This window comes from Bradyrhizobium sp. LTSP857, assembly GCF_000938285.1.
In the GTDB taxonomy this organism is placed as follows: Bacteria; Pseudomonadota; Alphaproteobacteria; order Rhizobiales; family Xanthobacteraceae; genus Bradyrhizobium.
This window is the reverse complement of sequence record NZ_JYMS01000049.1, coordinates 758,659-784,526: the sequence shown is the minus strand read 5'-3', so window position 1 is coordinate 784,526 and position 25,868 is coordinate 758,659. Positions and strand designations below refer to the sequence as shown.

Here is a 25,868-nt window from a genome sequence, read left to right as displayed (position 1 = left end):
AAGCGCAAAACTGTCGTATGCGCGAATTCGCAACGTTCGCTGTGCGGTGGTCGCTCTCGGTAGGGAAAGGCTGCGCTGGAGTGTGGCTGGGCGAGAATATCATTCGCGAGCCTGATTTCCACGATCCGATCTTGCCGCTGTTTTGCCCGACGAGTCAAAGGGCCTGAGCTTGATGAAATCAGGCTTGCTTGGTGGTTTGCCCTCGCCACGGAGAGCTGCGTCGCATTCTGCGCCCGCGTGTCGATTCAACCAAGCCTGACCTGGGCTTAAGCCGCCCCACCCCCGGCAACCGGCCGGTGGCGGTTCTACTGTGCATGGGGTTGTTTTTCAGATTTTTGTTTTTGAGCAAGCGCCCTTTGCCCACTCTGGGACTCTTTTGTGCGAGTGAGTTTGTTTCCAATTCGGCGAACGATCAGGAACAAACGAATTCCGAAACCGCGATCAGGCAGCACGCGCATCGCTATTTTCCCTACCCGCTCGACAGCGCAGAAATCCAAACGCATCCTTCGATCGACAGGCGAGGCGGACCGAGCGCCGCGCGAGCCCTTGAGAGCGAAGGAGTTGCAGATGGCTTTGGAGACCCGGAACTTCGAGACGCTGGCATTGCACGGCGGATCGTATCGCGCCGATCCGGCCACCGGCGCCGTGGCGGTTCCGATCTACCAGACCACGTCGTTCCAGTTCGAGAACACCGATCACGCCTCGCGCCTGTTCGCGCTCGAGCAGCTCGGCCCGATCTACACCCGCATCGGCAACCCGACGCAGGACGCGTTTGAAACGCGGCTTGCTGCGTTGGAGGGCGGAGCGGCTGCGCTTGCCGTAGCGTCGGGGCAGACCGCCACCGCATTTTCGATTCTCAACATCGCGCAGGCTGGCGACAATGTCGTCTCCTCGACCGATCTTTACGGCGGGACCTGGACGTTGCTTTCGCAAACGTTGAAACAGTTCGGCATCGAGGTCCGGTTCGTCGATCCAGCGGATCCCGAGAACTTCCGCCGCGCAACGGACGCCGGGACGCGGGCCTATTTCGGCGAGACGCTTCCCAATCCCAAGCTCAACGTCTTTCCGATCAAGGAGGTCGCCGACATCGGCCGATCGCTCGGCGTTCCCCTCATTCTCGACAATACGGCGTCGCCCCTGATTGCACGTCCATTCGAGCACGGCGCTGCGGTGGTGGTCTACTCCACGACCAAGTATATCGGCGGCCACGGCACTGCGATCGGCGGCGCCATCGTTGATGGCGGCAATTTCGACTGGGCGGCGCACGCCGATCGCTTTCCGCTTCTGAACAAGCCCGACGACGCCTACCACGGCGCGATCTGGACCGAGGCCGCGAAGCCGCTCGGCCCGATCGCCTACATCCTGCGGGCGCGCGTCAGGCTGCTGCGCGATCTCGGTGCATCGATCGCGCCGCAAAACGCGTTCCAGTTCATCCAGGGGCTCGAAACCTTGCCGCTGCGCATCCGTCAGCACAACGAGAATGGCATCAAGGTCGCGAACTTCCTTGCCAGGCACGTCTTGATCTCGAACGTGATCTTTCCCGGCCTGCAAAGCGGCGAGAACCGGCGCAGGGCGGACGCCTATCTGAAAGGCGGCTATGGCGGCCTCGTCGGCTTCGAGCTGAAAGGCGGCGTCGAGGTCGGCCGGCGCTTCATCGATGCGCTAAAACTGTTCTATCACGTCGCCAATATTGGTGACGCGCGGTCGCTGGCCATTCATCCGGCGTCGACGACGCATCAACAACTCACCGCGGCCGAGCAACTCGCCGCCGGTGTCACGCCTGGCTATGTGCGCCTGTCGGTCGGGATCGAGCACCCCGACGATATCCTGGCGGATCTCAGCCAGGCGCTGACAGCCGCCGACGCCGGCGCCGGTGCGCGCAAAGCAGCGTGAGAGCATGGCGTCATCGCCACCCGAAGAGTTGTCGATAAATGCCGACGTGCTGATCGTCGGCGGCGGGATGGCGGGCGCCTGGGCGGCGACATCCGCTGCACAGGCCGGGGCGAAAGTCGTTCTGGCCGACAAGGGCTATTGCGGCACCAGTGGCGTTACGGCCGCGGCTGGGCCGGGTCATTGGTGGGTCCCGCCCGATCCTCCGGCGGCGCGCGATGCGGCCGTGGCCAATCGTGTTGCGAGCGGCCTTGGTCTTGGCGAAGCGGAGTGGATGTATCGCATCCTCGACCAGACCTGGCGCACGTTGCCGACGCTGGCCCGCTACTACAAATTCGGGGTCGATGACGAGGGACGGGTGAATTACCGCGCTGTGCGGGGGCCCGAATACATGCGCGCCTTGCGCCAGCAGGTGCTGAGCCACGGCGTCACCATCCTCGATCATTCGCCGGTCCTCGAACTTTTGGCGCGATCCGATAGCTCGATTGGCGGTGCCCGTGGCCAGCGCCGGCAGGATGGCGGGCGGGCGTACCAGATCGAGGCGGGAGCGGTGGTGCTCGCAGCCGGCGGGACCAGCTTCCTGTCCCATCTTCTGGGATCGTGGACCAACACGGGGGATGGCTATCTCATGGCGGCCGAGGCAGGTGCAGAGATGTCCGGCATGGAGTTCACTGCGGCCTACACCATTGCGCCGGCGCATTCGACGATGACGCGAACCATGGCCTATGCGTTTGCGACCTATTACGACGCCGACGGGCACGAGCTCGATCTTCCGTTCGGCCCCGACCAGACTATCCGTCTTGCGCGCGCGCTCCAGCGCGGCCCGGTCTACTGCTCGCTGCATCGTCTGCCTGATAACATCAAGGCGCGGCTGCATACGATCTCGCCGAACGTGCCGCTGGTGTTCGATCGCTGGGGCATCGATCCATACCGCGACCGGTTCGAGATCACTTTGCACAATGACGGCACCATTCGGGGCATCGGAGGAGTGCGGGTGCACGATGTGGATGGCACGACATCGGTTCCAGGCCTGTTCGTGGCCGGTGACAATGCTTCACGCGAGAAGGTTGCGGGCGCGATCTCCGGCGGCGGCAATGTCAATTCGGCCTGGGCGCTTTCATCGGGTGTGTTCGCCGGACGGGCCGCCGCGCGCGTGGCACGCGGCGTGAAGACGGGCACGAGCCGTTTTCGGCTACTTGGTCTCGGGCGCGAGCCGCGCAGGCGCGTGCAGACCGTCGATCTCACTGCGATTCGAGCCAGCGTGCGTGCCGAAATGCATCCGTTCGACAAGAATCTGTTTCGCACCGGAAAGGGACTTGCAGCATCCGCGCGTGCGCTTGAAGGCTTGTGGACCGAATTGGCGGATCACGACCACACGGGCACGATCGCTTCGCGCGAGACCGCGGCGCTGCTGGCAACCGCGCGCTGGTCGGTCGCCACGGCGGCAACACGCAACGAGAGCAGGGGCCTGCACCGCCGCGAGGATTTTCCTTCACTGGATCCCCGATCTGCAAACCGATTGCTGAGCGGCGGCTTGGATCAGGTCTGGGTGGCCGCCGATGGTCCGTCCGCGACGACCGGAACGGGTCAACTCGAGGCGGCATCATGATCGAACTCATCCTCGCGGACCGCTGTACGGATTGCGGGACATGCATCGAAGTCTGTCCGGCCAACGTGATCGATCCCGGGCAAGCCGGCCTGCCGGTTCTCGCGCGCGTTGAAGACTGCCAGACCTGTTTCTTGTGCGAGCTCTATTGCCAGGCGGATGCGATCTATGTCGCGCCGGATTGCGATCGCCGCGTCGATGTGAATGTGGAGGAGGTGGTGGCCTCCGGTCGTCTCGGCCAATACCGGAAGCATTCCGGCTGGGACGAATGGGCCGATCGCTTTCCGAACGAGCAGTGGCTGATGGAAACCGTATTTCGTCGCGCTGGTGAGGCTGCGGCGCAGCCGAAAGGGGCGCCGCTTGACGTCATCGAGAGGAAATAGCCTCAGTCGGCTACACAGAGACGAATTCGTTTGCCTTGCCGAGGCGTGTTGTCCTCCTGTTACAAGACACCCACCATTTTTGAAATGACTATCTTGCGTCGAGCGCCTAGCATGTCCTGATCGTTACCATCGTGAGCTGACATGAACACTCCCCGCGTCGAAAGTAGATCCGCATCCACCAGCGTGCGATCACCGATCATCGTCAATCAGCTCGGCGCGGACATTCGAGCCGCGCTGGCCGATCACTGGTCGCGCCCGCTGATCATCGATCACCCTGCCGATCTCGCACCATGGGAGGTTGCGCCGGAGGCGGACGTGTTGCTGACGCGGCCACTGGCGGGCTGGCACAAGGCGCCTGCGGACAAGCCAGCGGGCTGGCCGTTCGGCCTGCGCTGGATCCAGACCGCATCGACAGGAGTCGATTTCTTTCCGGCGTGGCTGCTCGACGGTCCCGTCGTCACGGTCGGCCGCGGCATCTCGGCCGATCCAATCGCGGAATATGTCCTTGCGGCGATCCTCGGCTTCGAAAAGCGTATCCACGACATCCGGCCACGCAGCCGCGCCGAATGGAAGATCACCCCGCTGGGCTCGCTCAGCGGCAAGACGGTCGGAATCGCGGGCTTCGGCGCCATCGGCCGCGCCGTCGTCGAGCGCGTCAAGCCGTTCGGCGTCAACATCAGGGTTTTGCGACGCTCGGCCTGGCCATATGGTGTTCCGGGCATAGAGCCCGTCGAAAGCATCGAGCAACTGGTCGAGGTCTCCGATCATCTCGTCCTTGCCCTGCCGGCGACGACCAAGACGAATCGTCTGATCAACGCTGACGTATTGGCGCGGGCCAAAACATCTCTGCACCTGATCAATGTCGCGCGTGGGCGGATCGTCGATCAGGGCGCGCTGTTGCAAGCGCTCGACGAGGGGCGGATCGCCGGCGCGACGCTCGATGTCACCGACCCCGAGCCGCCACCAGAGGGCGATCCGATCTATACCCACCCCAAGGTCGTCCTGACCCCTCACGTGTCGTGGACGGGTGGAGAGGACACCAAACGACTGGCCGACAAGACGCTGGTCAACCTCGATGCCTATGCGCATGGCGTCCCGCTGGCCGATGTCTTCGACAGGAATCTCGAATACTAGAGAAGGAGCCGCAACCATGAACAAGGTCGTCGACAAGCCGAAGAAATATTCCCTGGTCGAGCGCACGCCGGCGGCGTCGTTCGAGGAAGAGCGGCTGCACCGCAAGCAGCGGCTTGCCGCCACGTTCCGCCTGTTCTCGCGCTACGGTTTCGATCAGGGGCTCGCGGGCCATGTCACCGTGCGCGATCCGGAGTTTCCCGAGCGGTTCTGGATCAACCCGCTGTCGAAGCATTTCAGCCAGATCAAGGTGTCCGATCTTCAGCTCGTTGATCACGACGGTAACATCCTGATCGGCGACAAGCCGATCAACCAGGCCGGCTTCGTGATTCATTCGGCGATCCATGCAGCGCATCCGGAGGTGATCGCGGCGGCCCACACCCATTCGACCTACGGCAAGGCCTGGTCGGCGCTCGGCCGTCTACTCGATCCGCTGACGCAGGATTCTTGCGCCTTCTACGAGGATCACGTGCTGTTCGATCCCTTCTCCGGCGTCGTGCTGGAGGCGGAAGAGGGCCGCAAGATTGCGCAAGCGTTGGGATCGAAGAAGGCCGCCATCTTGCAGAACCACGGCCTGCTCACGGTCGGACCAACCATCGAGGCTGCGGCGTGGTGGTACATCGCGATGGACAATGCCGCGCGCGCCCAGTTGCTTGCCGAGGCCGCCGGCACGCCAAAGACGATCCCGCACGAGATCGCCAGCCTGACCTCGCGGCAGGTCGGCACCCACAAGGGCGGCTATTTCAGCTTCCAGCCGCTCTGGGACTGGATCACCGAGGCGGAACCCGACCTGTTCAACTAGGACCACGGCTTCCAGGCCGGGCAGTTGCCCGGTTCGCCGGAATTGCGTCAGGCCGCGACATCGTGAGATATCACGGTGCGCGGCTTGTCTCGTTCACGCAGGCCGATCCTGCAACGGTGAGGAGCAGTGCGACATGACCATTGGTCTGCCAAGCGAAGTCGAAGTCATTACGTTGTTCGTCGATGACATTGCTTCGGCGAAAGCCTTCTACGCGAAAGTGTTCGCGTCCGAGACGGTCTGGGAAGATGCGGTCTCATCCGTGCTGAGATTTGGTGGGCTCCTGATCAATCTGCTCGACGTGTCTCGGGCGCCTCCGCTTGTCGAGCCGCTGCGTGTCGCGCAGTCCTCCGCAGGGGCGCGCGCACTCCTGACGATCAGGGTCGTCGACGTCGATCAGGTCTGCTCAGCGCTGCGGGCGATCGGCGTCGATCTGCTTAATGGCCCGATCGATCGCCCCTGGGGACGGCGAACTGCGTCCTTTGCCGACCCTTCAGGTCATGTCTGGGAGATCGCTCAGGTGATTGCGCCGAAATAGCGGCCCGTTGCCGGCCCGTTGGTTCGTCAGAGCTTCCTGCAAACACGATTGACCAGTTCGATGAACCAGCGCAGTGCCGGGTCAGTCATGGCGCGGCGGGTGTGGACGAGGTCGATGGTGAAGGCGTCGACATCGTAGGGGAGCGGAACGACGGACACGCCTGCCGATGAGGCGAAGCGTCGGGCGATGCGCTCGGCCATGGTTGCCACGAGATCGGTGCCGGCAACCGCAAACGGCACGACCACGACATGGGCGAGCGTGACCGCCGTGCGCCGTTTGTGTCCGTGCCGGGCCAGCATGGTGTCGATCGCGCCCGGAAGCCCGTCGCCGCCGGCCGATGAGAACAGGACATGCGGAAGGCGGGTGTAGTCGTCTTTGGTGAGCCGGGCCTTCTGCCTGGCGCGCTTCGCATCGCGAATGCAGACGAAATGCTCCTCGAACAGCGTCGTCCGGGTGATGCGCGTGGAAGCGGGAAGATGGCCGCCGATCAGCGCGTCGATATCGCCATGCTCGAGGCTTGCGACGCTCAAAGCCGTGTCGATGATGGGACGCACCACGAGATCGATTCCAGGCGCTTCCCGTCGCAGTGCCGCGACCAGCGGCGGCACAACGATGAGGTCGCCATAGTCGGTCACCGCAATGGACATGCGACGGCGGGCGGCCGCGGGGTCGAAGGCTGATTCAGGCGCCAGCACGCCTCTGATTTGTCCGAGTGCTTCGCTGATCGGCCGGCCCAGCGACAGCGCCTTGGCCGTCGGCCGCATGCCCGAGGCCGAGCGCACGAACAGATCGTCGCCGAACAGCGCCCGCAGGCGGGTCAGCACGCTGCTCATGGACGGCTGGGCGAGGCCAACGCGGGCGCCGGCGCGGGTCACATTGCGCTCCTCCATCAGCGCCTCGAAGGCAACCAGGAGATTGAGATCGACGGAAGCTAAATTCATTTGAGCAATGGTAAGCATATCTAAAATCGATTTCAAGAATGCCGCGGAGAGTGGTCTATTGGCGTGGAAGACCTGATTGGGCGAGGCGTATGCGATCCTCCCTCCTGCTCGTTATCCCGCGCGGACCGACATTATTGGCCCTCGGCGTCCTGCTAGGGCTGGTGTGTCCGGCGCTCGCGGATCTGGCACGCCCGCTGATGCCCGCCACAATCTTCCTGATCGTGCTCGGGACACTGCTGCGGATCGATGGCGGGGCCGTCATCGCGGCGTTGCGCCGGCCGTCGCTGTCCGTGCTCTTGCCGGCAATTGTCATGGTCGGCTGCCCGCTGATGATCGGCGCGACCGGTCGTGGCGTCGGCCTTGCTCCGGAACTCGCGCTCGCGATCGTGCTCGCCGTCTCGGCTCCGCCGTCGAGCGGGACCGCCGCGGTGGCACGCATGCTCGAGCTCGACGGCGCGGTGCCGCTCGTGGTGACGGTGTTGTCCATGGTGCTGGCGCCGGTCACGATCCCACTTCTCGCCGGTTGGTTCGGCGGGCTCGAGATCAGCGCGTTTGAGCTCGCGATGCGCCTGGCGCTGTTGATCGGCAGCGCCGAGGGCCTTGCCTTCCTGCTCCGCCGGCATGCGGCGCCGGTTCTGGCCGCTCATGGCGATGTGGTCGACGGGATCATCATCGCCGCGCTTCTGGTCTTTGCGGTGGCGACCATGGCCGGCATTCGCGCGCAGATCGCCGCGGATGTGCCGGCGGCAATGCTCTGCGTTGCCCTTGCGTTCGCCTGCAATGTGGCCCTTCAAATTGCGGGGGCCGTGTTGCTGCCGGGAATGCTGCCTGAGCGCCTGACGGTCGGGCTCATTCTTGGCAATCGCAATGTCGGGCTGGTCTGGTCGGCGCTTGGCACTGCCGCCTCGCCACGCATGGCGCTATACTTCGCCGCGACCCAGTTTCCGATCTACATCCTGCCGCGCCTGATCGAGACCCTGATCGGCCGTGACAAACGAAAGGCCAGGGCATGACCACATCCCGTCTCACCCGCGAACACGCAGCCCAGTTCGCCGGCATCGCCCTCGGCCATGTCGGGCGCGAATATCCCAACAATGTGGATCATGCGCTGGCTGAGCCTGCGGATGCGCGCACGCCGAGTCAGCTGCATCCGATCTTCTACGGTAGTTATGACTGGCACTCCTGCGTCCACAGCTACTGGATGCTGGCGCGACTGCTGCGCCGCTTTCCCGACCTCGCATCGGCACCCGACATTCGCGCATTGTTCGACGCGCAATTCGTTCCCGAGAAGGTCGCCGCCGAGTGCGCCTATTTTGCCCGTCCGACTGCCCGCGGCTTCAAGCGGCCCTATGGCTGGGCCTGGCTGCTGAGATTGGCGACCGAGCTCGAGCTCCAGTCCGACGATCGCTGGGCGCGCAGCCTTGCACCGCTGGCAGAGGTCGTCGCGCAGCGCTTTCGTGATTTCCTGCCGCGCGCGACTTATCCCGTACGCGTCGGTACGCACTTCAACACAGCGTTCGGTTTGCGCATGGCGGCAGACTACGCCGGTCTCAGGAAGGATGAAGCGCTCGCCAAGCTGCTGCGTGAAACAGGGCTGCGTTGGTATGGCGAGGATCGCGACTGCCCGGCCTGGGGTGAGCCCAGCGGCGACGATTTCCAATCCTCAGCCCTGATCGAGGCCGAGTGCATGCGACGGCTGTTGTCGCCGAACGAGTTCTTGCCGTGGTTCGACGGGTTTCTGCCGCGCCTCGTCGAGAAGCAGCCGGCAACGCTGTTCCGCCCTGCGACGGTCACCGATCGCACTGACGGCAAGATCGCCCATCTCGACGGGCTCAATCTCAGCCGAGCCTGGTGCTGGCGCTCTCTCGGCGATGCCTTGCCGGCAAACGACGCGCGGCGTGTGATTGCCCATGAGGTAGCTCAAGAGCATCTGGCCGCGGGTCTTCCCCATCTCGCCAGTCACTACATGGGCGAACACTGGCTGGCGAGCTTTGCCGTACTCGCCCTCGATGACGCGAACTGAGCGGACGGGGGCCGTCCGCGGTCATTCTGCGGCGGCCATCAGCAGAGGGCGCGGTGCTTGTGCGGCATTGGCGACACCTGACGGGATCGAGGCCAGCAGCGACCTCGTATAGGGCTGCCGGGGATTGTCGAATATCTCGGTGACGGTCCCATGCTCGACGATGCGTCCCCGGTGCATCACCGAGACGGTGTGGGCGAGCTGGCGCACCAACGCGAGGTCGTGAGAGACGAACACATAGGTCAGGCCAAGGTTGGCCTGTAGCGAGAGCAGGACTTCGACGATGTCGGCCTGGACGCTGACGTCGAGCGCGGAGGTGGGTTCGTCGAGCACGATCACATCAGGCTTGAGCACCAGCGACCGGGCGATGGCGACGCGCTGACGCTGGCCGCCTGACAAGGCGGCCGGCTTGCGGGACAGCAGGTACTCGCCGAGTCCGACATCCGCCAGCGCCTCGTGAACCTGCTCGTCGCGCTCCTTGCGCGTTCCGATCCTGAAGCGGTCGAGCGGTTCGCGCACCAGCCGCTCGATCGTCCAGGTCGGGTCGAGCGAGGTGAACGGGTTCTGGTACACTAGCTGAAGGTGGCGCCACACCGAGCGCAGTGCCTCCGGCGAGCGACCGGTGATTTGCTCGCTGGCGACCGAGATCGTCCCGCTGTCGGGTTGCTCGAGGCCCAGCAACAGTCGGACGGCCGTCGTCTTGCCCGAACCGGATTCGCCGACCAGCGCGTGCGTGGTGCCCGCTGGAACGGCGAACGTCAAATTGTCGACGGCCGTCAGCGTCTTGCCGTCGACGGTGAAGGTCTTCGTGACGGCGCTGACCTCAATCTTCGGTGCCGTCCCGTCGCCGGTTTTGAGGGTACCAAAACGCGTGTCGCGCAGCGCGGCGTAACGGTCGGGGTTGAGGGACGGGACGTCCGCGCGCAGCTTCCTGGCGTAGGCCGACGCCGGCGAGGAGAAGACAGACGCGGTTCGGCCAGCCTCCTGGATGACGCCGTCCTTGAGCACGACGAGCGCGTCCGCCCGCTCGGCGGCGATCGCAAGATCATGCGTAATGAGCAGCAGGCTGATCTTGAGATCGTGTTGCAGCCGTGTCAGCAGATCGAGGATCCGCTTCTGGATCGTGACGTCGAGCGCGGAGGTTGGCTCGTCCGCGATCAGCAATGCCGGCCGTGGAAGGATCGCAAGACCGATCAGCACGCGCTGAAGCATGCCGCCGGACAGCTGATGCGGATAGGAGTCGTAGATGCGTTGCGGGTTGTCGAGGCCGACCTCGGCGAACGTCTCAAGAATGAGCTGCTTGCGGATCGCCTTGTCAGGCTCGTCGAGCAGCGCGGCGGCCTCCTGGGCCTGGGCGCCGACCGTCCGTACCGGGTTGAGTGAGTTGGCGGGATCCTGCGGCACGAATCCGATGGCTCGTCCCCGCAGCGGCCGGAAGCCGCGCTCGGATATCCCAAGCACCTCCTGGCCCTCGAATGCGACCCGGCCGGTGGCGCGCCCGCCGCTCGGGAGCAGCCGCAACAATGCGCAGGCAATTGTCGACTTGCCCGAGCCGGACTCCCCGATGAGAGCGAGGCTCTCGCCGCGGCCCAGTTCAAACCCGACATTGGTCACGACCTCGTGCGGCCCGTAGGAGACCGACAGGCCGTCGACCCGCAGCAGTGGAATTGGGCGTAGCGGCACTGGCGTAGTTGGCTCGGCACCCGTGGGTTTGTTGGAGATCAGTCTGTCTTGCGCAGCCATCGGCTGATCCTGTTCACAGAGAGGACGGTCGCGATCGTGACGAAGGCGGGCGCGTACACCAACCACGGCCATTTGAGGTAGTCCTTGCCGATCGAGATCAGCAGGCCCCAATCGGAGGCGGGAGGCGGATCGCCGTAGCCGAGGAAGGCGAGGCTCGCGATCACCAGGATCGAAAGGCCGAATTGCAAGACTGCGAGCGGGAGCACCGAGCGCGATGCGTTCGGCAGCACGTGTCGCAGCAGAATGTGCCAGCGCGAGCCGCCCATCAGGAACGCCGCCTCGACGAAAACCGCCTGCCGGGTTTTGATGACCTCCGAGCGCATCACTCGCGCGAACACCGCCACTGCCGAGATGCCGGTTGCAATCGCAGCATTCGTGGTGTCGAAACCGATCGCAGTGACGACGATCACGGCCAGCAGGAAGTTCGGGATCGCCAGCAGCACGTCGACCAGGCGGGCGAGTACGATGTCCACCCAGCCGCCGAGGAAGCCTGCGAGCAGGCCGATGAGGCCGCCGATGACGGCGGCGATGGCGACCGCGATAAGTGCGCTCGTCACCGAAGACGCCGTGCCGTAGACGACGCGGGTATAGAGGTCGCGACCGAGGTGATCGGTGCCAAACCAGTGCGCCGTATTCGGGCTCAGCAGCTTCTCAGCGGGAACACCGACGATCGGGCTCTGACTCGTGAACAAGTCTGGCGCCAGCGACCAGGCAATCACAAACGCGATGACCGCGAAGGAAAGTGCGACGGTCGGTGGCACGCGAAGAGCGGTCAGCCGGCTGATCGTCGTGACGCGCGAGGCAGAGGAGAAGGAAGCGAGGGTCATGATGTCACTGCCGCGGGTGTTGCCGCGGCACTATCGTCGGCGGCGGTTGGGCGGACCCTACGACCGCCGATCAGACTTATGCGCGGGTCGAGCAGCGGATAGACAAGGTCGGCAATCAAATTGACGAGCACGAACACGACTGCCGCGAGCGAGACGACCGCCTGTAGGACAGGCAAATCCTGCGTGCTCACCGAGCGCTGCACCAGGCTGCCGATGCCGGTGCGTCCGAACACTGTCTCGGTGATCAGCGAGCCGCCGAGCAGCTCACCGATGGCGAGTGCGATAACGGTGACGACCGGGAGCGAAGACGGTTTGAGCAGATGTTTTGCGAAGAGGCGCATCTCCGTCAGACCACGGCCGCGCGCGACCGCAGCGTATTCCTGCTCAGATTCCTTGTCGAGGTTCGCGATCAGCACCTCGGCGATCCGCGCGGAAACGGGGATGCCCAGCGCGACCGCGGCGAAGAAGGTCGCCCAAAAGCTGTTGGGTGCGATCACGCGGAACAGGCCGAGCTGGAAGCCGAACACGTGGATCAGCACCAAGCCGATGACGAAATTGGGCACCGACAGGAACAACGACGGGAAGCCGCGCAGCAAGCCCTGGCCCAATCGTTTCGGAACAAATTGCGTACCATAGGCGATCGTCACCGCCAGCAGCAGCGCGATCGCGAACGCAGCAGACGCGAGGATCAGCGTTGATGGAAGAACCTCGGCGATCAGAGTTGCGACGGGTCGGTTGGACCGCATCGACAGGCCGAGGTCGCCGATGACGAAATGAGACAGTGATGTCCAGAGCTGAACCGGAATCGGCTGGTCCAGACCCTGGGCGGCAATGATCGCTTTGATTTCGTCCTCGGTGAACCCGTTTTGGGGATCACGCAGGACGTTTGTGATGGGATCGCCCGGCAAAATGCTGACGACGACGAACGTAAGGACGTAAGCGAGCAGGATCACGACGAAGGCCTGCGCGAGGCGCTTTGCGGCATAGACAAGGTAAGCATTGCTCATGCCGGCTCCCTCGTCGCGTTATTCGCTCGCATTGCGCCTCACTCGCCCTTCGTGGCCGTGTAATAGCTGGCGTAGGCGATGCCGTTATAGACCTCGCCCTTGAGCCTTGGGGACTGTACGTAGATCCGCTGGACGATCTGCGTGCGCGGGATGAAGTAGCCCTGCTCCAGGACGTAGGTCTGCAACTGGTCGAGCAGCGGATCACGAATTTCGGTCGAGGCGGCGCCGGCGATTCTGTCGCGCAGCTCGTTGAGCTTCTTGTCGCTGCCGCCGAGGTTGAACCAGTTCTCGCCATTGTTGGCATCGGTGAGGATGCTGGCCACCGTGCCGGCGTCAATGAAGCTGCGCGTCACCTCGTAGGCTGGCACGGTCGGGCCGCCGAACCTGACCTTCTCGCCGAATGTCACGACGTCGTAGGCGCGGATGGTGACCTTCCAGCCGATCTTGCCAAGTTGCTGCGCGATGAGCTCGTCGATCGACTTGGCCGTGGCAAGGTAAGGGTTGGAGTAGAGCGTCAGCGTCAGCTGCTTGCCATCCTTGGCGCGGATGCCGCCGGCGCCCTTGGTCCAGCCCGCTTCTTCGAGCAACTTCTCGGCCTTGCCGGGATTGTAGGCCAGGAGGTCGCTGTGGTCGGTCGCGCCGGGCACATTGCTCTGGATGAAGGACGTCGCCAGCTTCCAGTCGGGCGTGTAGATCGTGTCGATGATTTCCTTCCGGTCGATCCCGGCCTGGAGCGCCTGGCGTACCTTCAAATCGTTGTACGGCTCCAGCTTGGTGTTGATCGCAAGGCCGTTGACGAAGCCAAGATAGCGTGGGGTTGCGGTGGTGAAGCCCGCGTCCTTGAGCGATTTCAGTTCCTGCGGCGAGGGGCTGTAGGCGACATCGGCTTGACCGGACTGAACAGCGGCGACCCGCAGCGATGGCTCGGACACGATCTTGTAGGTGATCGAATCGAGATAGGCCGGGCCGGTGTGACCGACGGCTGCCGGGCCCCAATTGTAGTCCTTGCGCTTGACCAGCTTGACGAAGTCGCCCTCTTTCCAGGAGACGACTACGTACGGCCCGCTGCCGGCAGTCTTGCTGAGGTCGGCCTGCTGAGTTGCGGGCTGCGCGATAGTCTTCGGGGAGATGAGAATCGAACCGTGATAGCCGAGCGTCGGGATGAAGCCGAGCGTCGGCGCCTTGAAGAAGACCTTCACGGTGGTCGCGTCAACCGCCTCAGCGCGCTCGTAAGTCTTCGGGAAGAGGCCAACCGGGTTGATGCCTTCACTCTTGCGCCCGGCATACCAGATGTCGAGGTTGGTGACGACGGCCGATGCGTCGAGTGCGGTGCCATCGGAAAATGTCACACCCTTCTTGAGGTGCAGGGTGAACCGTGTGGCGTCGCTGCTCTGCTCCCAGCTCTCTGCGATCCACGGACTGACCTTGCCGTCGGCATCGACATAGACGAGCTTGTCGGTCACGTGGCCCCAGATGTGGCCCTGGAAGCTGGAGATGGAGCTGTTGTTCGGGATCCAGGTGCTGCCGAGCGAGTCAATGAGGAAGGTGATGTCGCCGCCATTCGGTGGACCACCGGCGCTTTGAACCGGAGTGATATCCACCATTGCCACCAGCGCAGCGGCTGCCAGCGCAGAGGTGGTGATCAGCAGGTGGCGTCGGGAAAGGGAGAGCGAAGAAAAGCGTTCGGTCACGGATGGCTCCTGCTTCACCAAGCGGATCTGGGAAGATGTGCAGGAGAAGCGAAATGGAGCGGCTTGGCCATTCCAAATTTCGTTTGAGACGGGCAACAAATGCCTCTGAACAAGGGCAGATGAGCATCACTGCTATTCGCCCTTCAAAGCGAAGCGTTCGGCCGGGCGCTTCGCCCCAACGGTCGCGCTGTCAGAACTGACTGGCGCATGTGCCGGTTGCTGATCTCAAGCGCGCCGTGTCGAGGTGGGGCTTATCACAACGAGTTGCCTTCGTTTTTCGCCTTCGTTTTGGTGCGCGCAGGTTCGTCGTATCCCTTGCGCCGGCTGTGGTACATCAGAGCCGTCAAGCCGCAACCGACAACCACCGCCAAGCTCATCGCCACGCCCAGGATAATGTTGCCGTAGAGCGGCATCGACGGCGTGGCTTGCCAGATCGCTACGGCATACCAGAACACCACGATGAGAAGCGCTGCCAAAGCAGTTAGCAGGAGCCATTGACCCTTGTTGCGCATGGTATGCTCCAGAACTCGAGCGAAGGCGTCCCAGGCCTGGCCGCGGACGATTGCAACCGCCGGCCGATTACCATCGCCAGCCGCAATGGCGGCGACCACGACGCCGCCAGCAAACCCAGCGGCGGCGCCGGCGCGGCGGCGGCCGACCCCAGCCGGGACCGGGCGGTGGTCCCCACCACTGCGCTTGCGTCACAAGGTTGGAGTCATGTCCGGCTGTGCCAAGCCCGGAATCAACGGGCAGCGCCTCTGCGGTATCAATCAAGCGAACGGCAAGGCCGCCGATCGCGACGGCAGCAATCGCCTTCGACCCAAAGCCAAGGAAGGCACGACGGCTGGGAGCGTTCATATGAGAACTCCTCTTGTTACGCGGCTCTCCCCACAGAGGGTCAGCGATCGGTTCGCGATTGCCTCCAACGGTAGCCGCCAACCCGCGGTGTCGGTATCGGATGAAACCCTGAGCGACACGGCGGAAATGTTCGAAGGTTCGTCGGGTCAGGTACGGTCGCTCATCTCGCTCCGCGCGCGCCAAGCGTCAGGTTGGTGATCCCGGCGGCGAGGTTCAGTCCGATGGACCGTTCGACGGAGAGCGGCTGAAGCATGATGGATCGACGCGAGCCACCGATGAGGACATTGGCGCCTAGGCCCGGACCCAATGCGACGTTGCCGCTTGCGCCGACATAATTTCCTCGCAAGCTGCCAGGGCCGACGCGCGAGTTCCTGGCGAGGACGGCCCAGGACAGAACACCCGCACTGGTGACGCCGATGTCAAGACCAACGCGCCTGATCCTGCCTTCGTACACGTACTGTCGCGGCGGCTGCCCACGCGCGTGAAACACGCAGCGCAGCGCCTGCGCCGATCCGAGGACAAGTCCGACACGTGGTGCAGTCGCGCACAGCAGCCTGCCGGCCCTGAAGGTCTCGGCGCGCGCTGGCGAGGCGATGGCCCAGATCAGGATGGAAGCGCCAATGGTCGCTAGAAATTGCTTCATTTGATGTCATGCCTCCAGTTGGTTGGTCGTGACGGGCGACACAGGTTCTCGCGGGTGTTGCACGTGGCCGCCGCCCAAATAGTCCTCGATATAGAACCTGACGATCGCGACGCGGCCGACGGCGACCAATGGCATCGCGAGCGCGATGCCCATGACGCCGAACAGCGCGCCGAGGAGGACGATTGCGACCAATGTCCAGGCGGGCGGGATCTCGACCGCCTGACGTTGGATCAGGGGCCCGATCACATAGCCCTCGATCGATTGGATGACGGTGTAGATGACGACGGCCCAGACCAGCAATGAACCGCCGATCGGCATCGCCACGAGCGCGATCGGAATTGCGGCGACGATAGGCCCGAGATAGGGAACGAAATTCGACAAGCCGGCCTGAAGCCCAAGCACGAAAGGGCCCGGCAGCCCGATGAGGTAGAGCGCGAGCCACACGCACAGCGTCATCAGCGTGATCCGGACGAGCAATCCGACGAACCAGAACCGCAAGACCTTGCCCATCTCGTCCATGACCGCGCGCGTTCTGTTGCGATATGACAGCCTCACCAGCATCACAATGCTTTCGCGGTGGCTGGTCGGATCAAAGGCGAAGAGAATTCCGAGGAACACGATTACCAGCGCACCGGTCAGTACGGTCGATGCGCCGCCAAGGACAAGGCGGGCATGACTGAGAAACCGACCCTGATCGGAGAACAGCCATTGCGCGAAATCTCGCCCCCATTCCGGACCGAGCAGGTCCACGCCGTACGCCATGAGATGTTCCTGGAGGACGTCGAGTTGCGAATCCATGACTTTCAGCAGCAGGCGTGTCTGTTCCGGCAACTTGCCTGTGCCCCAAGCGAGTCCGAGTCCGGTCAGGGCGACGAGCACCAGAAGCACCAGCGTCAGCAGCCAGGCGCGGCCAAGTGGGAGAACGCGCGCCAGAGTTCTCGCGACGGCATCGAGAAACGCCGCGAACAGCACGGCGGCGAAGACGATCAGAAGGCTCGAGATGGTTTGCCACACCAGAAAGAGGCCAACGCAGGCAGCGAGCAAGGCGAGGCCGACCGCCAGGGAACTTCGCGGTCGTCCGGCGTTTGCTGTCCGCGCGTCATTCATCGATCGAGCCTGGTCCCGTGGGCAAAAAAGCTGCGATGTGGCGTCAGGTGCGAACGCGTCGGCTGCCATAGTGCGGATGGGCGCCGCCGCGATGTCGCCAGTAGCGGTGCTTGGTCGGATTGGTATTCGTGTTGGGCCTCGCGCTGTCCGACACGGCGGCGCCCGTTTGTTTTGGCTCGGCCGCGGCCTTGTCGCTCGGCTGGGCGATAGACGGAGTTGAAGGCTGCGTCATCGTCATTCCGCCAAGGACAAGAACAAGGCAGATAGTCCGTATCATCATGTTCGCCTCCAATTGACTGATGCGACGATCAGATCGAGATGGCTCCGACTGCGAGTGCATAGATACCAGCAAAGGCCGCGATCAGGATTGATCCGAATGCGACGGCCTCGAGGGGCCTGAAGATCGTCTCCTTGCGCTCGCGCTTCGCGAGGAAGAACAACAGGGTGCCGGGCGCGTAGAGGATCGCCGACAGCAGGAGAAATTTCGGGCCGCCAGCGTAGATCATGGCGGCGGCATACACTGTTGCGACGGCGGATCGGATCCAGTCGACCCTCCGGACGCGCTCGTCGGCATGATAGGTCTCGCCGAGGTGCGCCAACTTCAGGCCGTATGCTGCAACGAAAAAATACGGAATCAGAGTCATCGAACTCGTCATCTTCAGCGCGAGCGTGAATGCATATTCTGCAAACCAGGTGACGAGAAGGAAGGCCTGAATGACGCAATTGGTCAGCAACAATGCACCGGCTGGAACCTGATGCGCGTTCACTCTGGCGAGAAACGAGGGCATGGTGCGGTTCACTGCTGCGGAATGGAGAACTTCCGCGGCGAGCAGCGACCATGAGAGATAATTGCCAAGGATTGAGATCAGCAGGCCGATGCTGATGAAGACGCTGCCCCAACGGCCGACCATCGCTTCCATCACGCCGGCCATCGATGGCGTCGCCAGCGCACCCAGCTCGTCCCGCGGCAGAATGCCGTAAGACAGTAGAGTCACGAGGACGAGAAGGCACAGGACGCTCAGGAAGCCGAGAACCGTTGCGATCCCGATGTCAGAGCGATTCTTGGCGTAGCGGGAATAGACGCTCGCTCCCTCGATTCCGACGAAGACGAACACGGTGAGCAGCATCGTGCTGCGAACCTGAGCGAGGACCGAACCTGCGGTTGGATGCTCTGTTCCCCAAAAATTCAGGGAGATGAGGTCCCCCCGCATCGCGAAAATGGCCACCCCGATAAACAGAACGATGGGGATGATCTTGGCGTACGTTGCAATAGTGTTGAGCGTGGTCGCTCCCTTGATGCCCCGGAGTACTAGGATGTGCACGGCCCACAGCAGGAGGGACGCCGAAACGATCGCAACCGGCGTCGTACCGTCGCCAAAGATGGGGAAGAACTGTCCAATTGTCGCTTTGATGAGAATGAGGCAAGCGACGTCCGCGAGGCAGCAGCCGATCCAATAGCCTGCTGCTGCCGCAAAGCCGATGTAGTCGCCAAACCCGGCCTTGGCGTAGGCGTAAATGCCGGCATCGAGGTCCGGCCTGCGGCGCGACAGTGTCTGGAATACGAAGGCCAGCATGAGCATGCCGGTGCCGGCGATGGCCCAGGCGATCATTGCCCCGAGAACTCCGGTGGCCCTTCCGAATGAGGCCGGCAAGGCGAAAATCCCGGAGCCGATCATGGATCCGATCACGAGCGCCACGAGCGCATTGCGCGACAGCTTTTGATCGACCTCGGTCGGTGAAGGAGCCATGAGCAAAATGGCCTTCCGATCGGACATGGGGCGAGGGCGGCAGGCAGCTCCGATCGCGCGATGCCGTCAGGCTTTCGGCGAAAATCTTAGAGACGGCTTTCCCGACCGCAAATCCGGGTTTCTATGTAGGAAGCAGGGGTAGGAAATGGGCCGGTGCGGACCACCGCGAGCGAGACGCCTCAGGCGTTCCGCAAGGGTGTCGTCGCGATCCGGTCGTGCCTGGCCATCGAACCGGAAGGGGGAACCCGAGCGATAAGCACGAAGCTCGAGCGGAAGAATTCACCGGCCCTTGCCAGCTCGCTCGCGATACGCGTTGCATGCAGGACGGCAGCATCCTGATCGGGGTACTCGTATCCAGTCCCGTCGGGAAAAAGCCCGTGGCGATCGACGATGTGGAAGAAGTAGCGCATGGCGCCGGATTAGGTCCGGACGTTGTCGACTTCCAGTGACAAATCAGTAAGGAGCCTCCAACAAAGGGATAAGGAACCGGGCGCAGGCAGCGGCAGCTTCAGGCAGCATGCAAGGGATAGGTGATTTGCCCTCTGTCACTCAGGTGATCATCGGATGCGCGGGCGACGCCCGAGGCCTTAGGTTCGGCTCCGTCGGACGGCCGTGGAGGCGAGCGATGTCAAACTATGATCAAAACCTGGCGGCCCCTGGTGCCGGCCCCGGCACATCTGCGGTCGATGCCGGCATCAGCGCCTACATGCTCCGCATCTACCGGTACATGGCGACGGGCGTTGGCTTGACGGCCATCGTCGCCTGGCTGACTTACCAGCTCACCGGGCCTGAACTGCTGCAAAATCCGCTGATGTGGGTCTTCATCCTGGCGCCGCTCGGTTTGGTGTTCTTCATCAGCTCGCGCATCAACACACTGTCGGCGGCAACGGCGCGGCTTCTGTTCTTCGCTTATGCCGCCTTGGTCGGCGTGTCGCTCTCGACACTGCTGCACATCTACACGAGCGCCTCGATCACGCGCGTCTTTGTCATCGCCGCGTTGATGTTTGGTGCCCTCAGCGCCTTTGGCTTCACCACGCGTCGCAACCTGTCCGGCGTGGGCACGTTCCTGTTCATGGGCTTGATCGGCATCATCATCGCAAGCCTGATCAACCTGTTCCTGAGGTCGACCGCACTTGATTGGTTGATCTCGGTCGTGGGCGTTGGTGTGTTTGCGGGCCTGACCGCCTACGACACGCAGAGGATCAAGGCGATGTACGACGGTAATGACAATGAAACCACGACAGGCCGAAAATCCATCATTGCGGCGCTGTCGCTTTACCTCAACTTCATCAATCTGTTCATGATGCTGCTGCGATTGATGGGCGGCCGACGGTAGGCGGTTCAGGCGGCAGGTCGCTCCTGGGCGCTGGCGAGCGCGTCGCGCAGAATCTTCTCCTTGGTCTCGTCCAGGGAGGTCTTCAGCACGACGCCGCCGGCATCCTTGATCTCGTTGAGCACCTTGTCGGCCGTCATGTTCTTGATCAGGACGAAAAGGGCAGCGTTGCCGGTGTGGAGCGAGGTAGACAACTCCTTGATGAAGGCGTCGTTGATGCCGAAATCGGACAAAGCGCCGCCGAGCGCACCGGACGCGGCGCCGATCGCGACACCGATAATCGGATTGAGGAAGAGCACTCCGACCAGAAGTCCCCAGAAACTGCCGGTGATTGCGCCTGTCGCGGTGGTGTTGACGAGCTGGTTGAGTTTGATGTCGCCGGACTCGGTCTTGACCGCGATCACGGCGTCGCTGATGGTGATGAGATACTCCTTTTGCAACTTGAGCAGCCGTTGCCGGACGTGTTCGGCCTTTGCCTCGTTCGGGTATACGATCGCGACCAGATCAGACATGAAAACCTCCCGCATATTCTCCGCGGGATCGACCTCCCGCGGCAGGACTGACGCCGAGTGATAGTGTGAACTCGAGACTAGACGGCGTGCCGCTCGATAGGCATCCGAGAAAACCCTCAGGTGTGGAGAGAATGTTCCCGATCATACAGACGGGGGAGTTCTTCGGTTCGCTGCGAGTGTTGGCATGTTTCAGTTTGAGGCGAACATCGACGCGGCGAGTAGCAGGGCCACGAGGAGCAGGGAGATGCACGCTACAGGCCATTGACGAAGAACCTCGTCGCCTCTTTCGACACGCCTACCGACTTCAACAGAGCAGCGTCGGCACAGGCCGACCACGCTCCTCAGCGTCTTCCAGCTAGCCGAGGAGATCACCGGAAGTGGCCCGGGACTGAGCAGGATCGCAAGCGCCGCGCCTCCCAGCACGGGCAGGAGCAGTTTGACGAGTCCGTCGATGCCGAACAGTTTCAATGCCGCGCCATATGGGACCGGCAAATAACGTTCCCAAGGCATCAGACCAAACAGCAGCGAGCAGAGCGCCAGCGCAAGCGCCGGCAGGTCGCGGCTGAGCGGCGTCGGTCCGGTGAGCACAACTGGCTGATCCGAGGGCATGAGCGCATGGGCCAGGACCAGAACGACATAGCCGGTCGTGAACATTCCTCCGGCCTGGAGCACGACGGCCCACCACCACTGTCCAGTCCTTGCAGTCTCCTCGAGCAACAACTCCTTCGCAAGAGACGCGCCGCTCGGTTGAATGCCCATCAGTGCGATGCCGCCCAGCGCGAAGGCGAGAACGCTCAAGGGCAGGGCTCGCGCGACGCCGCGCAGCCCGGTAATGCGATCATGGCCCAGCCCGGCATAGATCGACCCGACAGCCAGGAACATCGCCGCCTTCGCGGTGGCATGCGAGACCGCCTGAAGCAGGCCGCCCGCAAGGGCTCCGCCGCTATCGAGCTTGCCCGAGGCATCGACGGCGAGTGGAAACATCAGGAAGAGATACCCGATCTGAGCCAATGTCGAATATGCGATCAGCAGCTTGAGACGCTCCTGCCGCAGAGCGACAATGCTACCGACCACGATCGCGCCGGCTCCCAGTGCGGCGAGCAATTGCGTGACAGCGAAGCCAGGCAGGCCGGGCATGACGTTGAACCAGAGCCGCAGCAGGATGAAGAACGATCCCTTCACGACCAGGCCGGACAGGATCGCGCTCGCAGCCGCCGGCGCGCCAGCGTGAGCGGGTGGTAGCCAGAGATGCAATGGAAACAGGGCGGTCTTGGCGAGGAGGCCGGTCGTCATCAATGCTGCTGCGATGAGCACGCCGGGCACCGCGGTGACGCGACGCGACAACAGCACGATGTCGAGGGTGCCGTAGAGGCCATAGAGCAGGGCTGTGCCGAGCAAGTAGAGCACCGAACCGAGCAACGCGAAAAGCAGATACCGCAGCGCAGCCCGAAGCGTTTCGGCGCGCCCCTCGAGGCAAACCAGCGGCACCGCGGCGAATGTCAGTAATTCCAGGGCGACATAAAGGGTGAAGAGGTCTCCGCCGACGAAGATCGTGTTCAGCGCCGCCCATATCGCCAGCAACAGGATCCAGAACGCGAATGGCGCGCGCGCGTCCGCGGCTGCGGGACGAAAATCGGTCACGGCAAAAACGGCAACCGCGCAGATCACGACCGCCGTCGTCGCGAGCATCACTGTCGACAACCCGTCCGCGCGCAACGCCACGCCCAGCGGTGGCGGCCAGGCACCGAGGAGATAGACGAGGGGGCCGTCGCTTTCCGGCGGGGCCAGCAGAATGGCTGCGGCGATCGCCAACCCGATTGGAATCACGGTGAAGGCGACCTGCCGAACGTGCCGGTCACCGAGAACGAACGCCAGCAGGATGCCCGCGACGGGCGCGACGATCGAGAGCACCAGCAGGAAGCCTCCCGCGGTGGTCGCCAGCGCGGGCGCGGGAGGCAACATCAATCACCGGATGGATCGGAGTGCGGGCTCGTCGGTGCTGGATCATCGAGCGTCGTGGAGCCAGAGGTCTTCAACAACCGAAGCAGCAAGGCGATCGCGAGGGCTGTCGCGGAAAACGCCACCACGACCCCCGTGATCACCAGGGCTTGCGGCACCGGATCGTTGCCAAAGCCCGCTGCCGCGCCCCGCCGTCCGACGATGCCGAACAGGAGAAACACGCCGCTACCGAGCAGATTGAACGCGATGATCTTGCGAAGCGGTTGCGGGCTCGTCATCAGGCCGTTGAGCCCTAGTCCGACCGCAGCGGCGGCGCACAACCCGAACACCGTCACGCCACTTGTCACTGTGAACTCCTTTCCGGTGCGCCCGCGAGGAGGAGCCCGAGTGTCGCGGCGATCGTCAAAATCATTGCGACCTCGATGCCCAGAATCAGCGGCTTGGCGAATGCGGCCGGGTAGGAAAGGAATGCCGGTCCGAGCCAAAGCCCACCGAGCCCAATGGCAAGGAATAGACCGGGTCCGGCCACCAGGATGAGCCGTAGCCATCGGCTGCTCACGGGTGGCGTATCTGCCAGTCCGGCCATGATGACCAGCAGCCACATCGACGCGAGAACTGCGCCGCCCTGAAACGCTCCGCCGGGGTGATCGGCTCCCGTCCACAGGATGTAAACGCCGACGACGATGCCGGCGGGCGGCAACAGTCGCGCAAGGAACGCGAGAACGCCGTTCGGATCGGCTTGGTGGCGCGGTCCCGGACGACCGCCCCAGGCCCGATCGGACGCGAGCGACCAGACGCCGACGATGGCGAGCAGGAGCACGACCTTCTCGAGCATGGTGTCCATGCCACGGAATGCCATGAGCACGTTGGTGACGGGGTTGGTCATTCCGGTCGCTCCGGCATTCGCGACGACGGTCGGCGCCAGCGTCGGTGCCGGATCGGGGAGAAGCAGGATCGCAAAAGCGAGTGCTGCAGTGATCGATGCGGACAGTATCGCCGCGCTCATGCGTACGATTGGGCTGGCTTGTTCAACTGTCAACGCCTCGGCGTCGCGCAGCCGGGCAGCCGCCCCCAACAGCACGACACCGCCGAGGCCTCCGCCGATGGCGGCTTCCGTCAGGGCTACATCGACAGCATCGAGACGAACCCAGATCAGCGCAGCCAGGAGGCTATAGGCGACGAAGCCGACCGTTGCCGAATAGGTTTCAGCGACGGCGATTGTCCAGATGGCGAGGCCCAGCACCACGGAAGCGAGTACGATCTCGAACACTGTGGCGATGTTCATCTGGTCGTTCCGCTCTGGCGTACCATGCGCGCGATCAACTGCGAGACAGTGGCGCCTGCGAGCAGCGCAAGCATCCAGATGCTGATCAACTTCAGCCCATCGCGCAGGCTTCCCGATTGCGGGAGCAACCCGAGCACGACGAAGCCGAGGCCGAGGTTGTCGGCTTTGGTCAGTGCGTGCAGGCGCGTCAGGGTGTCGGGGAAGCGAAGCAGGCCGACAGTGCCGGCCAGGAAGAAGAACGCGCCCACCGACACGCCTGCAATCGTCATGATGTCACGTGCGACGCTCATTCGTCCTCCGCTGAACCAACTCCGTCGGCTTCGAGGCGGGGAAGTCCCTTCTTGACGAACGCGATGGAGGCAAAGGTGGCGAGCAGCGCCAGGATCAAGGCCACGTCGACGGCGGCCGGTACGCCCGTCACGGTGCCGAGCAACAGCAGCGCGGCAATGCCCGCCGTTCCGATCAATTGCGTCGCCATCATGCGGTCGGCATCGCCCGGTCCACGCAATATCGACACCAGGCCGAGCGCCAACATCGCCAGGATCAGGCCGACGGCGGCCGTCAGGAACTCAGTCATTGTAGAGGGCTCGAACCAGTGCCGCTTCCTCGGCGGCGAGATCGGAGACGATCGGCTGCTCGACGTCGAGGCAGTGATAAATGATCTGCCCGTTCTCCTCGCCGGCCGGGACCGTGCCAGGCAGCAGGCTGGTGAGTGTCGTGAATACGTTCTGCCGGACGCCGCGTGAAAGCCGGGTTGGATAGGCCACAAACCCCGGGTTCAGCCGCATCCGGGGATTCAGCGCGCGTCCCGCAACTTCTGCTCCGGCGACCACTGAGTGGTACAGGAAAAGCAGCGCCAGACGGACAATGGCTCGAGGCGACCGCCGCGATTTGCCGGGTTCCAGCAGATGCAGGCTGGTCCAGGTTGCTGCGGCGATCGCGACCGCCGCGGCAGGAAGATCTCCGGGATGGGCGCCGGCAAGCACCAGCCAAAGGCAGAGGAACAATGCGGCTCGGGTCGCCGCGACCGGCCACAATTGTCCAACCGCGACGGCCGCGCGCCCATGTCGATCAACTGAAGAGCCTGTCATGTCGGCTTCCTCGATTGCCCCTGGTTTACGTCGTCGAACTCTGCCGTGCTTGGAAGAAAGGCTTTTTCTGGTGGCAAGCCTAAATTCCGGCGGCACGTCCGCGCCCGGTGCCTCTATTCGCGGGTCATGCGATGCATCGAGGCGCAAACCGGCATAGCGATACATCATCATCCAAAATGGCTCCGATGGCGCCCACGAGCGGATCGTCCGGCGCCATCGTTTTGGGTAGGATCTCGCGGCTCTGCTGCGCAACTAGCGCGACGCTTGTCGAGCGAAGCAGGTCCCGCCTCTTCCGCTCCTGGACGCGCGGCACTGCTCCTCGGTGGAATACCTGCAGTTGGTCATTCCCTTGAACTTGGAGCACCATTGATTCTGCTGTGCCTGCGCCTGTGCTGCGACGGGCGCGATCGCCAGTGTCCCCAGTATTGCGGTTGCAACCAAGATAAGCTTTCGCATTTGAATCCTCCTGATCCGTCGTTTCGGTTGGAGCCACGTTCAAGCGTTGTTCTTCAAGCGTATGCTTCACCTGACGATTGCATCATGTGATGTTAGCGGAACCGGCGATATCGGGTGATTGCCTGATCATGTCTCAGGAATCTCCCAAGGCTCAAACCGCGGCTAACCACGATTACATCCGGCTGCACCGAGTAGATTTACCGATGTTGATGCCGGGGCCCTTCGGCAAAATGTCGATATCAATGCCGGGACCCGCAATCTCGGAAAGGCCGATCTGCCCGACAACATTCCACGCCCGGA

At 63.3% G+C, this 25,868-nt stretch carries 28 protein-coding genes; 9 read left to right on the top strand and 19 right to left on the bottom strand.

Annotated elements, in window-relative coordinates:
• Positions 1-305: 305 nt before the first annotated feature.
• Positions 306-503 carry a hypothetical protein gene (locus UP06_RS41295; RefSeq protein ID WP_156163457.1) on the bottom strand — a complete coding sequence of 66 codons (198 nt, stop codon included), beginning with the start codon at positions 501-503 and terminating at the stop codon, positions 306-308.
• A 64-nt stretch (positions 504-567) separates the two neighbouring features.
• Between UP06_RS41295 and UP06_RS37200 the strand changes: the two genes are divergently transcribed.
• The 6 genes from UP06_RS37200 to UP06_RS37175 all read left to right on the top strand — a co-directional run bounded on the left by UP06_RS37200 (position 568) and on the right by UP06_RS37175 (position 6,347).
• Positions 568-1,893 (top strand): O-acetylhomoserine aminocarboxypropyltransferase/cysteine synthase family protein, encoded by a 1,326-nt coding sequence (locus UP06_RS37200; protein WP_045008592.1) that lies wholly within the window; start codon positions 568-570, stop codon positions 1,891-1,893.
• Between the two features lie 4 nt (positions 1,894-1,897).
• Positions 1,898-3,499 (top strand): FAD-dependent oxidoreductase, encoded by a 1,602-nt coding sequence (locus UP06_RS37195; RefSeq protein WP_045008591.1) that lies wholly within the window; start codon positions 1,898-1,900, stop codon positions 3,497-3,499.
• On the top strand, positions 3,496-3,879 hold the full coding sequence (locus tag UP06_RS37190; RefSeq protein WP_045008590.1) for a 4Fe-4S dicluster domain-containing protein: 384 nt from the start codon (positions 3,496-3,498) through the stop codon (positions 3,877-3,879). Before UP06_RS37195 ends, UP06_RS37190 begins: the two co-directional genes overlap by 4 nt.
• Before the next feature lie 141 nt (positions 3,880-4,020).
• Positions 4,021-5,013 (top strand): NAD(P)-dependent oxidoreductase, encoded by a 993-nt coding sequence (locus UP06_RS37185; protein WP_045008589.1) that lies wholly within the window; start codon positions 4,021-4,023, stop codon positions 5,011-5,013.
• 16 nt (positions 5,014-5,029) lie between these two features.
• Entirely contained in the window at positions 5,030-5,812 is a 783-nt protein-coding gene (locus UP06_RS37180) for a class II aldolase/adducin family protein (RefSeq protein WP_045008588.1), read from the top strand.
• A gap of 133 nt (positions 5,813-5,945) precedes the next feature.
• Positions 5,946-6,347: a VOC family protein gene (locus UP06_RS37175; protein ID WP_045008587.1), complete on the top strand. Its 402-nt coding sequence runs from the start codon at positions 5,946-5,948 to the stop codon at positions 6,345-6,347.
• 26 nt (positions 6,348-6,373) lie between these two features.
• Here the strand turns inward: UP06_RS37175 and UP06_RS37170 are convergent, their stop codons facing one another.
• Positions 6,374-7,288, bottom strand: coding sequence for a LysR family transcriptional regulator (locus tag UP06_RS37170; protein WP_045008586.1), 915 nt, complete (start codon positions 7,286-7,288; stop codon positions 6,374-6,376).
• An 89-nt stretch (positions 7,289-7,377) separates the two neighbouring features.
• Here UP06_RS37170 and UP06_RS37165 point away from each other — a divergent pair, with 89 nt between their 5' ends.
• The gene (locus UP06_RS37165; protein ID WP_045008585.1) at positions 7,378-8,301 is read left to right on the top strand and encodes a membrane protein; all 924 of its coding nucleotides are present in this window, start codon (positions 7,378-7,380) and stop codon (positions 8,299-8,301) included.
• The gene (locus UP06_RS37160) at positions 8,298-9,311 is read left to right on the top strand and encodes a DUF2891 domain-containing protein (protein WP_045008584.1); all 1,014 of its coding nucleotides are present in this window, start codon (positions 8,298-8,300) and stop codon (positions 9,309-9,311) included. Before UP06_RS37165 ends, UP06_RS37160 begins: the two co-directional genes overlap by 4 nt.
• A 21-nt stretch (positions 9,312-9,332) precedes the next feature.
• On the opposite strand, the gene UP06_RS37155 is transcribed toward UP06_RS37160, so the two are convergent.
• The 9 genes from UP06_RS37155 to UP06_RS37110 form a co-directional block, all read right to left on the bottom strand.
• Positions 9,333-11,051 carry a dipeptide ABC transporter ATP-binding protein gene (locus UP06_RS37155; protein ID WP_045008583.1) on the bottom strand — a complete coding sequence of 573 codons (1,719 nt, stop codon included), beginning with the start codon at positions 11,049-11,051 and terminating at the stop codon, positions 9,333-9,335.
• Positions 11,030-11,878: an ABC transporter permease gene (locus UP06_RS37150; protein ID WP_045008582.1), complete on the bottom strand. Its 849-nt coding sequence runs from the start codon at positions 11,876-11,878 to the stop codon at positions 11,030-11,032. Before UP06_RS37150 ends, UP06_RS37155 begins: the two co-directional genes overlap by 22 nt.
• The gene (locus UP06_RS37145) at positions 11,875-12,885 is read right to left on the bottom strand and encodes an ABC transporter permease (RefSeq protein WP_045008581.1); all 1,011 of its coding nucleotides are present in this window, start codon (positions 12,883-12,885) and stop codon (positions 11,875-11,877) included. Before UP06_RS37145 ends, UP06_RS37150 begins: the two co-directional genes overlap by 4 nt.
• Positions 12,886-12,923: 38 nt before the next feature.
• Positions 12,924-14,576 carry an ABC transporter substrate-binding protein gene (locus UP06_RS37140; RefSeq protein ID WP_045008856.1) on the bottom strand — a complete coding sequence of 551 codons (1,653 nt, stop codon included), beginning with the start codon at positions 14,574-14,576 and terminating at the stop codon, positions 12,924-12,926.
• A 254-nt stretch (positions 14,577-14,830) separates the two neighbouring features.
• Positions 14,831-15,088 (bottom strand): hypothetical protein, encoded by a 258-nt coding sequence (locus UP06_RS37135; protein WP_045008855.1) that lies wholly within the window; start codon positions 15,086-15,088, stop codon positions 14,831-14,833.
• A gap of 506 nt (positions 15,089-15,594) precedes the next feature.
• Positions 15,595-16,077, bottom strand: a complete 483-nt coding sequence (locus tag UP06_RS37130; RefSeq protein WP_045008580.1) for a DUF992 domain-containing protein — start codon at positions 16,075-16,077, stop codon at positions 15,595-15,597.
• 6 nt (positions 16,078-16,083) lie between these two features.
• On the bottom strand, positions 16,084-17,184 hold the full coding sequence (locus UP06_RS37125; protein WP_045008579.1) for an AI-2E family transporter: 1,101 nt from the start codon (positions 17,182-17,184) through the stop codon (positions 16,084-16,086).
• A 308-nt stretch (positions 17,185-17,492) separates the two neighbouring features.
• Positions 17,493-18,932 (bottom strand): basic amino acid/polyamine antiporter, encoded by a 1,440-nt coding sequence (locus tag UP06_RS37115; RefSeq protein ID WP_045008853.1) that lies wholly within the window; start codon positions 18,930-18,932, stop codon positions 17,493-17,495.
• Positions 18,933-19,111: 179 nt separating this feature from the next.
• The gene (locus UP06_RS37110) at positions 19,112-19,342 is read right to left on the bottom strand and encodes a DUF6894 family protein (protein WP_045008578.1); all 231 of its coding nucleotides are present in this window, start codon (positions 19,340-19,342) and stop codon (positions 19,112-19,114) included.
• A 215-nt stretch (positions 19,343-19,557) separates the two neighbouring features.
• Here UP06_RS37110 and UP06_RS37105 point away from each other — a divergent pair, with 215 nt between their 5' ends.
• Entirely contained in the window at positions 19,558-20,268 is a 711-nt protein-coding gene (locus tag UP06_RS37105) for a Bax inhibitor-1/YccA family protein (RefSeq protein ID WP_045008577.1), read from the top strand.
• A 5-nt stretch (positions 20,269-20,273) separates the two neighbouring features.
• Here UP06_RS37105 and UP06_RS37100 read toward each other — a convergent pair whose 3' ends face one another.
• The 8 genes from UP06_RS37100 to UP06_RS40465 form a co-directional block, all read right to left on the bottom strand.
• The gene (locus UP06_RS37100) at positions 20,274-20,777 is read right to left on the bottom strand and encodes a DUF1269 domain-containing protein (protein WP_045008852.1); all 504 of its coding nucleotides are present in this window, start codon (positions 20,775-20,777) and stop codon (positions 20,274-20,276) included.
• Positions 20,778-20,966: 189 nt separating this feature from the next.
• Entirely contained in the window at positions 20,967-22,739 is a 1,773-nt protein-coding gene (locus UP06_RS37095; RefSeq protein ID WP_045008576.1) for a complex I subunit 5 family protein, read from the bottom strand.
• The gene (locus UP06_RS37090; protein WP_045008575.1) at positions 22,739-23,083 is read right to left on the bottom strand and encodes an NADH-quinone oxidoreductase subunit K; all 345 of its coding nucleotides are present in this window, start codon (positions 23,081-23,083) and stop codon (positions 22,739-22,741) included. The genes UP06_RS37095 and UP06_RS37090 overlap by 1 nt, the downstream gene beginning before the upstream one ends.
• Complete coding sequence (mbhE, locus tag UP06_RS37085) at positions 23,080-24,006, bottom strand: hydrogen gas-evolving membrane-bound hydrogenase subunit E (RefSeq protein WP_245305643.1); 927 nt, start codon at positions 24,004-24,006, stop codon at positions 23,080-23,082. Before mbhE ends, UP06_RS37090 begins: the two co-directional genes overlap by 4 nt.
• 11 nt (positions 24,007-24,017) lie before the next feature.
• Complete coding sequence (locus UP06_RS37080) at positions 24,018-24,311, bottom strand: monovalent cation/H(+) antiporter subunit G (RefSeq protein WP_045008573.1); 294 nt, start codon at positions 24,309-24,311, stop codon at positions 24,018-24,020.
• Positions 24,308-24,598, bottom strand: coding sequence for an MrpF/PhaF family protein (locus tag UP06_RS37075; protein ID WP_045008572.1), 291 nt, complete (start codon positions 24,596-24,598; stop codon positions 24,308-24,310). Before UP06_RS37075 ends, UP06_RS37080 begins: the two co-directional genes overlap by 4 nt.
• A complete protein-coding gene (locus UP06_RS37070; RefSeq protein ID WP_245305642.1) occupies positions 24,591-25,283 on the bottom strand; it encodes a Na+/H+ antiporter subunit E in 693 nt (230 codons plus the stop codon). Before UP06_RS37070 ends, UP06_RS37075 begins: the two co-directional genes overlap by 8 nt.
• A gap of 81 nt (positions 25,284-25,364) precedes the next feature.
• Complete coding sequence (locus UP06_RS40465) at positions 25,365-25,568, bottom strand: DUF3551 domain-containing protein (protein ID WP_082078675.1); 204 nt, start codon at positions 25,566-25,568, stop codon at positions 25,365-25,367.
• Positions 25,569-25,868: the final 300 nt, after the last annotated feature.

Excerpts from the sequence above, each read along its gene's own strand:
- UP06_RS37080 (WP_045008573.1), bottom strand. The coding sequence starts at position 24,311 with ATGAGCGTCGCACGTGACATCATGACGATTGCAGGCGTGTCGGTGGGC.
- UP06_RS37165 (WP_045008585.1), top strand. The coding sequence starts at position 7,378 with ATGCGATCCTCCCTCCTGCTCGTTATCCCGCGCGGACCGACATTATTG.
- UP06_RS37130 (WP_045008580.1), bottom strand. The coding sequence starts at position 16,077 with ATGAAGCAATTTCTAGCGACCATTGGCGCTTCCATCCTGATCTGGGCC.
- UP06_RS37075 (WP_045008572.1), bottom strand. The coding sequence starts at position 24,598 with ATGACTGAGTTCCTGACGGCCGCCGTCGGCCTGATCCTGGCGATGTTG.
- UP06_RS37135 (WP_045008855.1), bottom strand. The coding sequence starts at position 15,088 with ATGCGCAACAAGGGTCAATGGCTCCTGCTAACTGCTTTGGCAGCGCTT.
- UP06_RS37110 (WP_045008578.1), bottom strand. The coding sequence starts at position 19,342 with ATGCGCTACTTCTTCCACATCGTCGATCGCCACGGGCTTTTTCCCGAC.
- UP06_RS40465 (WP_082078675.1), bottom strand. The coding sequence starts at position 25,568 with ATGCGAAAGCTTATCTTGGTTGCAACCGCAATACTGGGGACACTGGCG.
- UP06_RS37105 (WP_045008577.1), top strand. The coding sequence starts at position 19,558 with ATGTCAAACTATGATCAAAACCTGGCGGCCCCTGGTGCCGGCCCCGGC.
- UP06_RS37070 (WP_245305642.1), bottom strand. The coding sequence starts at position 25,283 with ATGATGATGTATCGCTATGCCGGTTTGCGCCTCGATGCATCGCATGAC.
- UP06_RS37095 (WP_045008576.1), bottom strand. The coding sequence starts at position 22,739 with ATGTTGCCTCCCGCGCCCGCGCTGGCGACCACCGCGGGAGGCTTCCTG.
- UP06_RS37100 (WP_045008852.1), bottom strand. The coding sequence starts at position 20,777 with ATGTCTGATCTGGTCGCGATCGTATACCCGAACGAGGCAAAGGCCGAA.
- UP06_RS37145 (WP_045008581.1), bottom strand. The coding sequence starts at position 12,885 with ATGAGCAATGCTTACCTTGTCTATGCCGCAAAGCGCCTCGCGCAGGCC.
- UP06_RS37200 (WP_045008592.1), top strand. The coding sequence starts at position 568 with ATGGCTTTGGAGACCCGGAACTTCGAGACGCTGGCATTGCACGGCGGA.
- UP06_RS37185 (WP_045008589.1), top strand. The coding sequence starts at position 4,021 with ATGAACACTCCCCGCGTCGAAAGTAGATCCGCATCCACCAGCGTGCGA.
- UP06_RS37180 (WP_045008588.1), top strand. The coding sequence starts at position 5,030 with ATGAACAAGGTCGTCGACAAGCCGAAGAAATATTCCCTGGTCGAGCGC.
- UP06_RS37160 (WP_045008584.1), top strand. The coding sequence starts at position 8,298 with ATGACCACATCCCGTCTCACCCGCGAACACGCAGCCCAGTTCGCCGGC.
- UP06_RS37190 (WP_045008590.1), top strand. The coding sequence starts at position 3,496 with ATGATCGAACTCATCCTCGCGGACCGCTGTACGGATTGCGGGACATGC.
- UP06_RS37170 (WP_045008586.1), bottom strand. The coding sequence starts at position 7,288 with ATGAATTTAGCTTCCGTCGATCTCAATCTCCTGGTTGCCTTCGAGGCG.
- UP06_RS37195 (WP_045008591.1), top strand. The coding sequence starts at position 1,898 with ATGGCGTCATCGCCACCCGAAGAGTTGTCGATAAATGCCGACGTGCTG.
- UP06_RS37155 (WP_045008583.1), bottom strand. The coding sequence starts at position 11,051 with ATGGCTGCGCAAGACAGACTGATCTCCAACAAACCCACGGGTGCCGAG.
- UP06_RS37115 (WP_045008853.1), bottom strand. The coding sequence starts at position 18,932 with ATGGCTCCTTCACCGACCGAGGTCGATCAAAAGCTGTCGCGCAATGCG.
- UP06_RS37175 (WP_045008587.1), top strand. The coding sequence starts at position 5,946 with ATGACCATTGGTCTGCCAAGCGAAGTCGAAGTCATTACGTTGTTCGTC.
- UP06_RS37150 (WP_045008582.1), bottom strand. The coding sequence starts at position 11,878 with ATGACCCTCGCTTCCTTCTCCTCTGCCTCGCGCGTCACGACGATCAGC.
- UP06_RS37125 (WP_045008579.1), bottom strand. The coding sequence starts at position 17,184 with ATGAATGACGCGCGGACAGCAAACGCCGGACGACCGCGAAGTTCCCTG.
- UP06_RS41295 (WP_156163457.1), bottom strand. The coding sequence starts at position 503 with ATGCGTTTGGATTTCTGCGCTGTCGAGCGGGTAGGGAAAATAGCGATG.